Raw genomic sequence first — 13,550 nt, forward strand, 5'->3', positions numbered from 1 at the left:
GGCGGGTTTGTTATCAGTTCTTTGCTGGCCACAGCCACGACTAATCCCACCCGCTAGTTCGAGTGCCACCACCAAGTGATATGAATTAGTTTTGCTGAGCGCATAATCTATTACTTATTAGAACCGATTAATTGTGCCGATTAGTAAAACTTACCTCGGCATTGGTGTCAACCCCGAAGGGCATAAAAGTACAAAGAAAACTTTGTTGCCCCAAGGTCCGGCATAAAATGGTACACTGGCCTGGAGTTAACAGTATGACCGAATGGGATAACCGCGTTGAAGTATGATCTCCACAGCCACAGTCAATTTTCCGATGGCAAGCTTAGCGTTACTGAGTTGGTACAGCGCGCCGCAGACAAGGGCGTGGATGTATTGGCCCTGACCGATCATGACACCCTGGCCGGCATCGCTCCGGCGCAGGCGGCCATTCGCGAGTTGGACCTGCCCCTGGCCTTAGTGCCTGGGGTTGAAATCTCCACCCGCTGGCATAGTTTTGAAATTCATATCGTTGGTTTGCAGGTCGACACAGAAACAGAACAACTCAATGAGTTGCTCGGTCAACAGCAGCAAAAACGCAGAGAACGTGCCGCTAAAATAGGTGAGCGTCTCGATAAGGCCGGTTTTGAAAATACCCATGAAGAGGCCCTGGCGCTGGCCGAAAAAGCTCAGGTAACCCGTGCCCATTTTGCCCGGGTGCTGATGGCACAGGGGGCGGCGAAAACCATGCAGGGGGTGTTTAAAAAATACCTCAGCCGCGGTAACACAGGTTATGTACCAAGCACCTGGTGCGATATGGGCACGGCTATCGACGCCATTCACAGCGCCGGCGGTCAGGCGGTATTGGCTCATCCCGGGCGCTACAAGATGTCAAACAAGTGGTTGCGTAAGCTCATTGGCGAGTTTAGCGCCCTTGGCGGTGATGCCATGGAAGTGGCACAAACCCAGCAGGCGCCTTGCGAGCGGCAGTTTTTGGGCCAGTTGGCGCGCGAGCATGGGCTCTTAGGTTCACAGGGTTCTGATTTCCATTTCCCTTTACCTTACATAGAATTAGGAAAGAACCTATACTTACCAAAAGACTGTGAAGGCGTATGGCAACGCTGGCAGTCACACGCTTAAATTAATACCAAGGATAGCAATGAGTCAGTTTTTCCATATCCATCCGCAAAACCCGCAGCGTCGCCTTGTTCAACAGGCGGTGGACATTATTCGCCAAGGTGGGGTGGTGGTCTACCCAACCGACTCTGGTTATGCCATTGGCTGTCAGCTCGGTGAAAAACAAGCGCAGGAGCGCATTACCCGCATTCGCGGCATCGAAAAGCACCATAACTTTACCCTGATGTGCCGCGATTTATCCGAGCTTGCCACCTATGCCCGAGTCGACAACCAGATGTTCCGCCTCATTAAAAACAATACCCCAGGGCCCTATACCTTTATTTTAAAAGGCACCAAAGAGGTTCCGCGCCGAGTCCTAAATGAAAAAAAGAAAACCATAGGTATTCGCGTCAGCAACCATCCTATCAGCCAGGCCATATTAGAAGAGCTCGGCGCGCCCTTGATGAGCTGCTCGCTGATCTTACCCGGTGAGCAATTTACCGAGTCGGACCCGGATGAGATTCGCCTGCGTTTGGAAAAACAGGTGGATGTGATTATTCACGGCGGCTATTTAAGCGAGCAGGCCACCACTGTGGTGGATATGTCTGAGGATGAGATCGAGGTGTTGCGCGTCGGCTGTGGCGACCCAAGTCCATTTCAATGACAGAGCAACTCGCCCCCCAGCAACAAAAATTACCTCTGGCCTTTATTCGCGGTGAAGCCGTAATAGAAAAGCCGGAGGACTTGTATATTCCCCCGGATGCCTTAGAGGTGGTGTTGGAGACCTTTGAAGGCCCGCTCGACTTGCTGTTGTATCTGATCAAAAAGCACAAGCTCGATGTGCTGGAACTCTCGGTGTTTAGCATCACAGAGCAATACATGAAGTATGTGGAGATGATGCGCGAGTTTCAGCTTGAGTTGGCGGGAGAATACCTGGTGATGGCGGCGCTGCTGGCGCAAATTAAGTCACGGCTGTTGCTGCCGGTGCACCAGGAGCTGGGGGAGGACGAGGAAGATCCCCGTGCCGAGCTGGTGCGTCGTTTGCAAGAATACGAACAATTTAAAAAGGCCGCCGAGCGCCTTGACGAAATCCCCCGGCTGGAGCGGGATATTTTTACCGCCCATGCCTTGGTCGACGAGCAGGCAAAACCCGAGCCGCTGTTCCCCGATGTCGCCATGCAGGACCTTATGTTGGCCCTGAGCGATGTTATGGCGCGAGCAAAAACCTTTGAGCATCATCATATTAGTCCTGAGCACTTGTCTACTCGTCAGCGCATGAGCGATATCCTAGCGCGACTGCAACAGGCGCCGGGCTACCTTGACTTTCATGCCTTATTTACCGTCTCCGAGGGCCGCGCCGGCGTTGTCGTCACCTTTATCGCGATTTTAGAGCTGACCAAAGAGGGGCTGATTTTATGCCAGCAGGCTACTAGCGATGCGCTTATTCATGTGCGCCTAAAACCTCAAGACGCGGCATCTTCTCCTTTGCCTTCGGCCGAGGCTCTGCCATAATAGCCGCTGCGACGGAGGTGCAGTCATGAGCAGCAGACGTATTAGTGATGAGCAACTGGTCGAGCTTGTAGAAGCGGCTATTTTTGTATCACCACAACCACTGACAAAAAAACAATTAAAAGAAACCGTACTCAGTGATATCAGCGTGACGCCCAAGCGGCTAAACCAGGCACTGGAAAGCATCGAAAACCATTATCAAACCCGCGGTATTCGTCTGGTTCAGGTGGGTTCCGGCTATCGTTTTCAGGCTTGTAGCAGCCTTAGCCCCTGGCTTAGTCAGCTGTTTGTGGAGCGCGCTCCTAAGTATTCGCGGGCGTTACTTGAAACCCTGTCGCTTATCGCTTATCGCCAGCCCATTACCCGGGGTGAGATAGAGCAGGTACGGGGTGTCACCGTGGCCAGTAATATCATCAAAACCCTGCAGGAGCGGGGCTGGGTAAAAGTAGTGGGGCATAAAGAAGTACCGGGTAGGCCGGCTCTGTATGCGACCACCAATGAATTTTTAGACTATTTTTCTTTATCTGGCCTGGAGCAATTGCCGCCCTTACCGGCGCAACAGCAAAGCCAGATTGAAAAGCTATTACATGATCCTTCTGTGAGAGAACCATCTTAATGAATGAAAAGTTACAAAAAGTGTTAGCCCGTGCCGGTGTTGGCTCCCGTCGTGAGATGGAAAAGTACATCGAAGCCAATCGCGTCAGCGTTGACGGCAAGGTGGCGCGCTTGGGCGATAGGGTTGAAGCGACCCAGGTGATCCGTGTTGACGGTCATATCGTCAAGATTGAGCAACCGGCTGAGCGTATTTGCCGCGTGCTCATGTACCATAAGCCCGAGGGTGAGTTGTGTACCCGTAAAGACCCGGAAGGCCGTCGCACCGTATTTGACCGCCTGCCACGTGTAGAGGGTGATCGCTGGATTGCCATCGGTCGCTTGGACATCAATACCTCGGGCCTGTTGTTGTTCACCAACGACGGTGAATTGGCCAACCGCCTGATGCACCCAAGTTATGAAATTGAACGTGAATACTCGGTACGTGTGTTTGGTGATGTCACCAATGACACCTTGCGTACCCTGACCAAGGGTGTCGAGCTTGATGACGGCCCGGCGCGCTTTCACAGCATTCAACCCATGGGTGGCGAGGGAATCAACAAATGGTTTAACGTCACCCTGAGCGAAGGTCGTAACCGTGAGGTGCGTCGCATGTGGCAATCACAGGGCGTGGAAGTATCCCGTCTTATTCGCGTACGTTACGGTGAGCTGGATTTGGATAAGCGTTTGCCGCAAGGCGGCTGGGTAGAGCTGGAGTTAGGCCGAGTAAACTATTTGCGTAAGAGTGTTGGCCTGCGTCCAGAGAAGCAAACCAAGCTGACCGTTGAGCAGATGCAGCCCAAGCGTAAGGACAAGCGCGCCCAGGTGAACCGTATTCGCAAAGCGGTGAAAAAGCACAATCAACGAGTGCAGCAGCAAAAGAAACGCAGATAAGCTGCATGCAACCGCAAAGAATAAAAAACGCCGTGTAATACGGCGTTTTTTATGTCTAAGCCAAATTAAATTGTGGCTTACTTTTTTGTTTGCGCATCCAGCGATTGACCATTTACTCCGATTGAGTCGTCGCTCATCAGGTAAAGGTAAGTCGGCATAAGATCTTCAGGGGTGGCCAATTTATCTCTGTCTTCACCCGGGAAGGCGCTGGCACGCATGCTGGTGCGCGTTGCGCCCGGGTTAATGCAGTTGATGCGGATATTGGTTTTAGCCACTTCCTTAGACCAGGTCTGCATCATGCCTTCGGTGGCGAATTTCGAGATAGAGTAGGCACCCCAAAACTCACGGCCCTCGCGGCCTACGCCCGATGAGGTAAAGATAATCGACGCATGTGGCGCCTTACGCAGAACCGGGAACATGGCTTTGGTCAACATTGCCTGAGCGGTGACATTGACCTTCATAATGCTTTCAAAGGTCGATGAACAGAAATGCTCAAGGGGACCCAGAGAGCCTAAAATACCGGCGTTGTTTAACAGGCCATCAAGCTTGCCAAATTGCTGTTCTATGGTGGCAGCCAGGTCGCGATAGTTTTGTTTGGTTGCACCTTTTAAATCAAGAGGTACAATCGCCGGCTGCGGGTAACCGGCTTCGACGATTTCGTCGTACACGGCTTCCAGCTTTTTGGTGGTTTTACCCAGCAGGATCACGGTGGCACCGTGTTTAGCGTAAGATAGGGCGGCGACACGGCCAATGCCATCACCTGCACCCGTAACAAGGATTACTTTTTGGTCTAATGCATTCGCACTTGCATTGTAGTTTTGCATAACTGTAGCACCCAGTGCATGATTTTTGCGGGATTTTACCACAGTCAATAAACAAGTAAGTGATTTATTACAAATTTAAGTAGCGAAACGTACCTGTTTACGATAAGTTAAACTGGTCTAATGTGTCATTAACGATTTTCTATCCTTTTGATTAACATTATTTGCGCAGAACAATAAGAATAGGTTTGGAGCCAACACAATGAAAAAAATGCTACTTTCTCTCGCTGTAGCTTCTGCTCTCGCTGGCTGTGGCAGCGAAGACACGCTCGAAGAAATCAAAACTGAGACCCCGACTGTAATCCCGCAATCCACCGTGGTTTTTGACCCCAGTAACGGCAAGGTGTCGGTTCCTAACGACCTGCTTTTTGGCGGCACTCAAGATGGTACGTTAGCGATTCCTGGCGAGGGAGATGATTACAGCAGCCCTCAGCTGGCCTTAGGTGCCCTGGACGGTTGGTCAACGCAAACCCCCTTTAAAATCGATTTAAGCTTCGCAGACGGTGTAAGTCTGGACGCAACCTCGGCGGCTACCCCAGGAAGCGTGCGTATTTTTGAAGTGGTGATGGGCGCAGATCAAAGCTCGCAAACCTGTGCTGCCGTGCCTGCTGGCATTGCCTGTGAGTTTGTTAAAGAATTAAGTTTTGGCGTAGATTTTATTACTCAGGGCAGCGGCGATGCGGTTGCCGTGGTGCCGTTGAAACCTTTTACTCAAGGTCGCTCTTACATCACCGTATTGACGACGGGTCTTAAAGACAGCGAAGGTCGCTCTATCGCGCCATCGTCAACCTATGCTCTAGCAAGCGGTGAAGAGCCGCTGGTGACTCCCGAGCAAAAATCTCTGCAAGCCGTGCTGAACAGCTATGAGAATGTCATTGTCGGCAGCACCGATTTAAATAAAGACGATATTATCTATTCGGCGGCCATGACCATGCAATCGGCTGGTGAGATCCTCAATACCATTAAGGGTATCCTGGCGGCCTCATTGCAAGAGCCAAGCCTGCCGACGCCTGCGGTGCAAATTCCGGAACAGCCGCTGATCACCGTGGGTCAGGTGTTCGCGTCACAAGGGATGCAGAATGTTCCGGTGATGTTTAACGCGGTCAGTTATGAAAAGGGGAGTGTGGTACTTCCTAATTATATTAAGACGCCACAAGGTACCGAGCTTAGCGATTTAAAAGACATATACTGGCAGGGCGCCTGTGACAATGCCGTAGCGGTCATGGCTTACAAAGCTGAAGTAGGTGAAGCCTTCCCAGAACAGCCATTAACTGTCGAAGACGGATTTTGTCACACCTTAAGTGGCGGCCTGCTGCGCGATCTTGGTCTTGATGATAAGCGTCACCTCACCAAATACAACAAGATCCCTAAAGTACAAAGTTACGCCAATATCCCGGTGCAAATCACCAAGCCGAGCGATTTGGCTACCCTTAATGCCATTCGTGGTCAGTTAGGGTTGCCAGCGATGAGCATGCCTGAAGGCGGCTGGCCTGTGGTTATCTTACAACACGGCATTACCCGTCAAAAAGAAGATATGCTGGCGCTGTCTGGTGCGCTTAGCCTACAAGGCTTGGCAACCGTGGCCATCGATTTACCGGCGCACGGTGAGCGCGGTATTGACGTTGACCATGATGGTAAAGACGACTTCAATGCTACCACTGGCTCTATTCTGGCCTATATGAACCTGCAATCATTATTAGTAGGCCGTGATAATGTACGCCAGTCAACGGCGGACCTATTAGGTCTGCGTTTGGCTTTAAACTTCAGTGGCGACCCTGAGCTAAACGCCCAAGACGTGAGTCTGGGGGCTATTTCCATGGGCTCCATCGTGTCACCTTCGTTCTTGGCAACAACTAATACGCCGCTGGCACCTCAGGTAGACCCGTTATTCAAGGTTCATACCGCAGCGCTAAGCAGTGGCGGTGGCGGAGCAGTCAGCATCTTGCTTAACTCCGACACCTTCGGACCCTTTATCCAGGGCTCGGTATTGCTAGGTGCAGGAACGGCAGAATCGGCCACCTTTAATGCTTTCTTGCAAGACGGTGCCCTGGCCAGCTGTGCTCAGTATGTAGAAAATCAAGAAGCCTATGTAACCTGTAGTTATCAGGCCTTCCTGGCTTCGCTACAAGCCATGGGCGACAGCGCCAGCCTGGCGAGCATTCAAGGATTGGTAGGTGAATTTTCATTTGCGGCGCAGACCATTATCGACGCAGGTGATCCGACCAACTATGCAATGCGTGTCAATGCCCAGGGCACACCTGTGCTAACAACTGCGGTTGTTGGGGATGGCACAACAACAAAACCCGATACCGTGGTTCCTGTGCAGGTGGCAACAAACCCGATTGCCGGTACTATACCACTGTCATTATTGATGGGTGCCACTGTGGCTACCGACATGCAAATGACACCGGAGCCGGCGAGCTATCTGGTGCGCTTTGCCAAAGGTCATCATGGTTCGTTATTAACGCCAGCACCTGATCCGTCGGCCAGTTTGAGCTCTTCGGCTGAGGAAAATGCGCAAAGCAGTGCTGCTGCAAACGCTGAAATGCAGCGTCAGTTTGCTACTTATTTGGCAACCAAGGGCACGGTGTTGCCTATCACAGATACCTCTGTGATTGCTCAATAAGGCTACTTAGTAAAGAGATAAGCCGTACCCTAGGGTGCGGCTTTTTTTATGCCTGTGCGCTGTGTTACATTGCCTGCATACCTAATTTAAGAGGAATTTCAGTGGAATACTTATTCGAATACGGCCTTTTTTTGGCTAAAGCCCTGACCATAGTGTTAGCCATAGGCGTGGTGATTGCGCTTATTGTTGGCGCCGCGGCAAAGCCAAAAAGTAAACCTGGCTTTTTAGAAGTTGATGATTTATCAAAGGAAATGAAACAGATAAAGGATGACTTCCTAGACAATACTTTGGATAAAAAGGCGCTGAAGATACTTAATAAAGAGCGTAAACAGGCGGCCAAGGAAGAGGCGGATAAAGAGCCTAAAGGCAGGCTCTATGTGATTGACTTTAAAGGCTCAATGGATGCCCATGAGGTGGAGTGCCTACGCCAGGAAGTGAGCGCCATTATTAGTTTGGCGGATAAAGAAAAGGATCAGGTGTTGGTGCGCTTGGAAAGCGGCGGCGGCGTGGTACACGGCTATGGCCTAGGCGCATCGCAACTACAGCGCCTGAAAGATGCAGGTATTAAACTGACCGTGGCCATAGATAAGGTTGCCGCTAGCGGCGGCTATATGATGGCCTGTGTGGCCGATGAGATTATTGCCGCGCCTTTTGCCATCGTTGGTTCCATTGGCGTGATCGCGCAAATCCCCAACTTTAATAAGGTATTGAAGAAGCACGATATTGATTTTGAACAGATCACCGCGGGTCAATATAAACGCACCCTCACTCTGTTTGGTGAGAATACCGATGCGGGTCGAGAAAAATTTCGCGAAGAAATCGAACAAACCCATGTCTTGTTTAAACAGTTTGTTGCCCACCATCGTCCCACCCTGGATATGGAGCAAGTGGCCACCGGTGAGCATTGGTTCGCTTTGGATGCTCAAAACAAGGGTTTGGTGGATAGGATCAGGACCAGCGATGACGAGCTTTTGAGTTTGGTGAAGGACTATCAGACCTACAAGGTAACCTATAAACAGAAAAAAGGTTTGGCCGAGAAGGTGGCGAAAAACTTTGCCATCACCATAGAGCACCTGGGCCTGCGTCTTTGGAGTAAAAGCAAAGGGTTAAGACCTTAATTTTAAAACCTGCATAAAAAAAGCCTCGCGGATAGCGAGGCTTTTTTACGGGCGAGAGTCATTAGCCAGCGGCGTTAACTCTGTGCCTTAGGCTTGTATTCTTCGAGCTCTTTCGCCGACTCTAAATCGTTAAACACGGCTTCATCGAGCTGGCCTTCTGATTTGGCTACTACACAGGTCACCATACAGTCTCCGGTGACGTTCACCGCGGTACGGGTCATATCTAACAGGCGGTCAACGCCTATGATCAAGGCAATCCCTTCTACCGGCAGACCCACCTGGTTCAGTACCATGGCCAGCATAATAAGGCCGACACCGGGCACACCCGCGGTGCCTACCGAAGCCAGGGTCGCGGTAAGAATAACCATTAGGTAGTCTGAAATGCTGAGATCAACGGCGAACACCTGGGCAATAAATACGGTAGCCACACCTTGCATAATGGCGGTGCCATCCATATTGATGGTCGCGCCCAATGGTACGGTGAAAGAAGCCACCGAGTTGCTGGCACCGAGCTTTTTGGTTGCCGTTTCAAGGGTCACCGGCATGGTTGCGCTAGAGCTTGAGGTACTAAATGCAAACAAACAGGTGTCTTTCATTTGCGCCAGGAACCTAACCGGGCTCAGACCGGTAAAGAGTTTGAATATAATCGAATAGTTTACCAAAGCATGAATAAGCAGTGCGGCAATAACGATGCCAAAGTACTTTGCCAGGCTCCAAATTAGACCGATTTCAATGGTGGTAAATAATTTCGCCATCAAACAGAACACCCCGTATGGGGCGATATTCATAAGCAGAGTTACCAGCTTAAGAATGACATTATTTAGGTCTTCGAAAATCGCGCTAAGGCGCTGTCCTGCTTCGCCGCTCAGTGCCATAGCGACACCAAAAAGCAATGAAAACACGATGACCTGCAGCATGTTACCGTTGGCCATGGCATCGATTGGATTGGTCGGGAACATACCGATAATCACCTGCGCCAGGGTCGGAGCCTGCTTGGCATCGAAGTTAGCATCATGGGGCAGGGCAATGCCTTCACCTGGGTTAAACAGCAGAGCCAGGGTAATGGCGACAGTAATGGCGATGGCGGTGGTGGCAAGATACATGACGATGGATTTGCCGCCTAGGCGCCCCAGGGTCTTTGGATCGCTGAGATTACAGGTACCGCAAACCAATGACACAAACACCAAGGGCACTACCAGCATTTTTAAGCTGGCGATAAAGATTTGCCCGCCTATATGGAGCAATCCATCGACGAAAAATGCTTTTACCGGCAGGGAGAAAAGCCCTAAATTAAGCAGTAACTCTTGTTCACCGCCGAGTATGAATTTGAACAGGAAGCCAACAAATACTCCCAGTCCCATACCCAGCATAATGCGTGTGGTGAGGCTTAATGAACCTTGTGAAGACATAAGTAACATTCAACTTCATTATAATAATTTTGCTATAGCCTATCAGCGAACCGGCTTTAATGCAGCGAAAAACGATAACTTTTTATCAATATGCGCGCTAATTAAGCAGGCTGTCAGAAACGTTTTGTTAGGCGGTGAACAGCCAATAAACAGGCCTTTTTTCACCTTTAGTGGTAAATGGAGGGGTCGCGGTTGGCAATTTTGTTTTTATTCCTATATATTTGCCCCGAATTTGCCAGCGGCCGCTATTTTACATAATTCGCCCCTGGTTAAAAGCGCAGCAAGCGCTGGTTAAAAAATCACTGATTGGATAAAAGTTTAGTCTTAAAGCTTGTAACAATGGGTGATAGTAGATATACCTATATTTATTCGTGCCCAGGACAAGGGCAGTCATTACATACAAGAGATGGGTCAACTTAGGCTATTATGGGCAAATCGCTAGTCATTGTAGAGTCTCCTGCAAAAGCAAAAACAATCAATAAATACCTGGGTAAGGACTACATCGTTAAGTCCAGCGTTGGTCACGTCCGTGACTTGCCAACGTCTGGCTCGGGTAAAGCCAAAGCACCTGCAGGTAAGTCTCCGGCAGAAGTACGAAAAATGGCGCCGGAGGAAAAGGCGGCATATAAAAAGAAGCGAGACTACCAAAACCTAGTTGCGCGCATGGGCATCGACCCGGAAAAAGGCTGGCAGCCCCATTATGAAATCCTTCCCGGAAAAGAGAAGGTGGTTCAGGAGCTGAAAAAGCTAGCGCAAGATGCCGATGAAATCTATCTCGCAACCGATTTGGATAGAGAAGGGGAAGCCATCGCCTGGCACCTGGAAGAGATCATCGGTGGCGATAAAGACAAATATAAGCGTGTGGTGTTTAACGAAATCACCAAAAACGCCATTCAACAAGCCTTCTCTGCTCCCGGCGAGCTAAACACCGACATGGTACAAGCGCAGCAAGCGCGTCGTTTCCTTGACCGTGTGGTGGGCTTTATGGTGTCGCCTCTGCTTTGGCAAAAGGTCGCCCGTGGCTTGTCTGCCGGTCGTGTGCAGTCCGTTGCGGTACGCTTGTTAGTTGAGCGCGAGCGTGAAATTAAGGCCTTTATCCCGCAAGAGTTCTGGGATATCCATGCCGATGTAAGTGCCAAAGAAGAAGCGTTGCGTTTGTTGGTTAGCAAACAACAAGGTCAGGCATTCAAACCTGTTAATAAAGAACAGGCCGATGCCGCTACGGCATTGCTACAAGACGCGCGTTATGTGGTCAGCGAAGTAGAAGAAAAACCGAGCAAAAGCCGCCCAAGTGCACCCTTTATTACCTCGACCATGCAACAGGCCGCCAGTACGCGCCTAGGCTATGGCGTAAAGAAAACCATGATGTTGGCGCAGCGTCTGTACGAAGCCGGTTACATCACCTATATGCGTACCGACTCGACCAATTTGTCGCAAGACGCCATCAACATGTGTCGCGATTATGTTAATGACAACTTCGGTGCCAATTACTTACCGGAAAAAGCCAATATCTACAGCGCCAAGGGCAATGCCCAGGAAGCGCACGAAGCGATTCGTCCTTCCGATGTTAAGGTGCTTTCAGGACACGTTGAAGGCGTCGATGCCGATGCCAAGAAGCTCTATGAGCTGATCTGGCGCCAGTTTGTAGCCTGTCAGATGGTGCCAGCACAGTACGACTTAACCACCATTCGCGTTGAGGCCGGCGACTTTGAGCTTAAAGCCAAGGGCCGAGTAATGCGCTTTGACGGTTGGACACGGGTGCAACCCGCGGTACGCAAAAAGAACGAAGAAGAGCAGGCGCTACCGGCATTGACAGTCGGTGATGAGCTGTCGCTAGTCGAGCTCGATCCACAGCAGCATTTTACCAAACCGCCGGCGCGCTTTAGCGAAGCCAGTCTGGTTAAAGAGCTTGAAAAGCGTGGTATTGGCCGTCCTTCGACCTATGCCGCCATTATCAGTACCATTCAGGACCGCGGCTATGTGCGCGTTGAAAACCGTCGCTTCTTCGCCGAAAAAATGGGTGAAATCGTCACCGATCGTCTGCTTGAGAACTTCACCGAGCTGATGAATTACGATTTTACTGCGAAGATGGAAGAGCGCCTCGATGATATCGCCGAGGGCGAACGTCAGTGGACTCAGGTGCTGGATAATTTCTACGAGGACTTTCGCAGTCAGTTAAGCATTGCCAGTGGCGATGAAGCCGAAGGCGGGATGCGTCAAAACCAGATGGTGGAAACCGATATCGATTGTCCGACCTGTGGTCGTAAAATGGGTATTCGCACCGCCTCGACAGGGGTGTTCTTAGGCTGTACCGGTTACAACCTGCCGCCGAAGGAGCGTTGTACCACCACCATGAACCTGACCCCAGGTGAGGAAGCGGTAAACGCCGACGAGGTCGAAGACGTAGAAACATCAACCCTGATGCAGATGAAACGTTGTCCTAAGTGCGAAACCGCGATGGACTCCTACCTGATCGATGAAAACCGCAAACTCCATGTTTGTGGTAATAACCCGGCCTGTAGTGGTTATATCATTGAGCAAGGCCAGTTTAAGCTTAAGGGCTATGACGGCCCCATTATCGAATGTGATAAATGCGGCAGCGATATGGAGCTGAAAAACGGTCGTTTCGGCAAATATTTTGGCTGTACCAATGAAGAGTGTAAAAACACTCGTAAGCTGTTGAAAAACGGCGAGCCAGCGCCACCAAAAGAGGATCCTGTGCACTTGCCGGAATTACCTTGCGAGAAATCGGACGCTTACTTTGTGTTGCGTGATGGTGCCGCCGGAATATTCCTGGCCGCCTCGACCTTCCCGAAATCAAGGGAAACACGAGCACCTAAGGTGGAAGAGCTGCAACGTTTCCGCGACCGAATTTCGCCTAAGTTTTATTACCTGGCCGATGCGCCTGCAGAAGACTCGGACGGTAATCCGGCGATTGTACGCTTTAGCCGTAAAACCAAGTCTCAGTATGTGATGACCGAGGTCGATGGTAAGGCAACGGGCTGGAAGGCAACCTACGAGCATGGCAAGTGGGTGGTTGAAGAAAAGAAAAAAGCCGCTGCTAAAAAAGCCAAATAAGATTTAAGCATATAAAAAAGCCGCCCAACTAAGTTGAGGCGGCTTTTTATTTTCCCCTAGGCTTATAGCAAGCGTTTGAAAGCGCTTGCTATGAATAAGCTAAGTGGTTATTTGATATCCACTTTCTCTACCGTTTGGTAGCCGGCAGAGGTCAACTCGTCGTTGACGCAGTCCAAAACGTACTGATACAAGCCTTGCTCGTCGATGTCATCTTCCTTGGCCCAGTCTAGGCACATCTGCGTGTACTCCTTGAGAGTCTCCGCGGGGGCGACTGGTAAATCATCACTGGCGTAAGCATTGCTTAAGCTAATAGCAAATAACACACTTAAAAGTTGGCATTTCATATTCTTATCCTCTAGGAATTAATATAGTTGCCTTGGCAGCTCTGAGCTGAACCATTCAACATGGCTGT

General features: G+C 50.5%; 11 protein-coding genes. 8 read left to right on the forward strand and 3 right to left on the reverse strand.

All coding sequences use genetic code 11. The features are described from left to right. Positions 1-276: 276 nt before the first annotated feature. The 5 genes from rnm to rluB are packed head-to-tail and all read left to right on the forward strand — an operon-like array spanning position 277 to position 4,086. Positions 277-1,116, forward strand: a complete 840-nt coding sequence (gene rnm / locus KD147_RS01865) for an RNase RNM (RefSeq protein WP_105255472.1) — start codon at positions 277-279, stop codon at positions 1,114-1,116. A 19-nt stretch (positions 1,117-1,135) separates the two neighbouring features. Then, positions 1,136-1,756 (forward strand): L-threonylcarbamoyladenylate synthase, encoded by a 621-nt coding sequence (locus tag KD147_RS01870; RefSeq protein ID WP_105255473.1) that lies wholly within the window; start codon positions 1,136-1,138, stop codon positions 1,754-1,756. After that, positions 1,753-2,604 carry a segregation and condensation protein A gene (locus KD147_RS01875; protein ID WP_105255474.1) on the forward strand — a complete coding sequence of 284 codons (852 nt, stop codon included), beginning with the start codon at positions 1,753-1,755 and terminating at the stop codon, positions 2,602-2,604. The genes KD147_RS01870 and KD147_RS01875 overlap by 4 nt, the downstream gene beginning before the upstream one ends. Before the next feature lie 25 nt (positions 2,605-2,629). After that, a complete protein-coding gene (gene scpB, locus KD147_RS01880; RefSeq protein ID WP_212546680.1) occupies positions 2,630-3,217 on the forward strand; it encodes an SMC-Scp complex subunit ScpB in 588 nt (195 codons plus the stop codon). Beyond that, complete coding sequence (gene rluB / locus KD147_RS01885) at positions 3,217-4,086, forward strand: 23S rRNA pseudouridine(2605) synthase RluB (protein WP_105255476.1); 870 nt, start codon at positions 3,217-3,219, stop codon at positions 4,084-4,086. Before scpB ends, rluB begins: the two co-directional genes overlap by 1 nt. Positions 4,087-4,163: 77 nt before the next feature. On the opposite strand, the gene KD147_RS01890 is transcribed toward rluB, so the two are convergent. Continuing rightward, positions 4,164-4,910: a YciK family oxidoreductase gene (locus KD147_RS01890; protein ID WP_212546681.1), complete on the reverse strand. Its 747-nt coding sequence runs from the start codon at positions 4,908-4,910 to the stop codon at positions 4,164-4,166. Between the two features lie 199 nt (positions 4,911-5,109). On the opposite strand from KD147_RS01890, the gene KD147_RS01895 reads away from it, so the two are divergent. Continuing rightward, positions 5,110-7,533, forward strand: a complete 2,424-nt coding sequence (locus KD147_RS01895; protein WP_212546682.1) for a VolA/Pla-1 family phospholipase — start codon at positions 5,110-5,112, stop codon at positions 7,531-7,533. Positions 7,534-7,634: 101 nt separating this feature from the next. Then, the gene (gene sohB, locus KD147_RS01900; RefSeq protein ID WP_212546683.1) at positions 7,635-8,651 is read left to right on the forward strand and encodes a protease SohB; all 1,017 of its coding nucleotides are present in this window, start codon (positions 7,635-7,637) and stop codon (positions 8,649-8,651) included. 74 nt (positions 8,652-8,725) lie between these two features. Here sohB and KD147_RS01905 read toward each other — a convergent pair whose 3' ends face one another. Next, the gene (locus tag KD147_RS01905) at positions 8,726-10,060 is read right to left on the reverse strand and encodes a dicarboxylate/amino acid:cation symporter (RefSeq protein ID WP_212547032.1); all 1,335 of its coding nucleotides are present in this window, start codon (positions 10,058-10,060) and stop codon (positions 8,726-8,728) included. 426 nt (positions 10,061-10,486) lie between these two features. Between KD147_RS01905 and topA the strand changes: the two genes are divergently transcribed. Continuing rightward, complete coding sequence (topA, locus tag KD147_RS01910) at positions 10,487-13,138, forward strand: type I DNA topoisomerase (RefSeq protein ID WP_212546684.1); 2,652 nt, start codon at positions 10,487-10,489, stop codon at positions 13,136-13,138. 107 nt (positions 13,139-13,245) lie between these two features. Here the strand turns inward: topA and KD147_RS01915 are convergent, their stop codons facing one another. Continuing rightward, complete coding sequence (locus KD147_RS01915; protein WP_212546685.1) at positions 13,246-13,482, reverse strand: hypothetical protein; 237 nt, start codon at positions 13,480-13,482, stop codon at positions 13,246-13,248. Positions 13,483-13,550: the final 68 nt, after the last annotated feature.

It is taken from the genome of Pseudoalteromonas sp. BDTF-M6, from assembly GCF_018334135.1.
Lineage (GTDB): Bacteria > Pseudomonadota > Gammaproteobacteria > Enterobacterales > Alteromonadaceae > Pseudoalteromonas.

Bases quoted from the DNA above. Each gene is read 5' to 3' on its own strand.
- KD147_RS01870 (WP_105255473.1), top strand. From the start codon at position 1,136: ATGAGTCAGTTTTTCCATATCCATCCGCAAAACCCGCAGCGTCGCCTT.
- KD147_RS01875 (WP_105255474.1), top strand. From the start codon at position 1,753: ATGACAGAGCAACTCGCCCCCCAGCAACAAAAATTACCTCTGGCCTTT.
- scpB (WP_212546680.1), top strand. From the start codon at position 2,630: ATGAGCAGCAGACGTATTAGTGATGAGCAACTGGTCGAGCTTGTAGAA.
- rluB (WP_105255476.1), top strand. From the start codon at position 3,217: ATGAATGAAAAGTTACAAAAAGTGTTAGCCCGTGCCGGTGTTGGCTCC.
- KD147_RS01890 (WP_212546681.1), bottom strand. From the start codon at position 4,910: ATGCAAAACTACAATGCAAGTGCGAATGCATTAGACCAAAAAGTAATC.
- KD147_RS01895 (WP_212546682.1), top strand. From the start codon at position 5,110: ATGAAAAAAATGCTACTTTCTCTCGCTGTAGCTTCTGCTCTCGCTGGC.
- KD147_RS01905 (WP_212547032.1), bottom strand. From the start codon at position 10,060: ATGTCTTCACAAGGTTCATTAAGCCTCACCACACGCATTATGCTGGGT.
- topA (WP_212546684.1), top strand. From the start codon at position 10,487: ATGGGCAAATCGCTAGTCATTGTAGAGTCTCCTGCAAAAGCAAAAACA.
- KD147_RS01915 (WP_212546685.1), bottom strand. From the start codon at position 13,482: ATGAAATGCCAACTTTTAAGTGTGTTATTTGCTATTAGCTTAAGCAAT.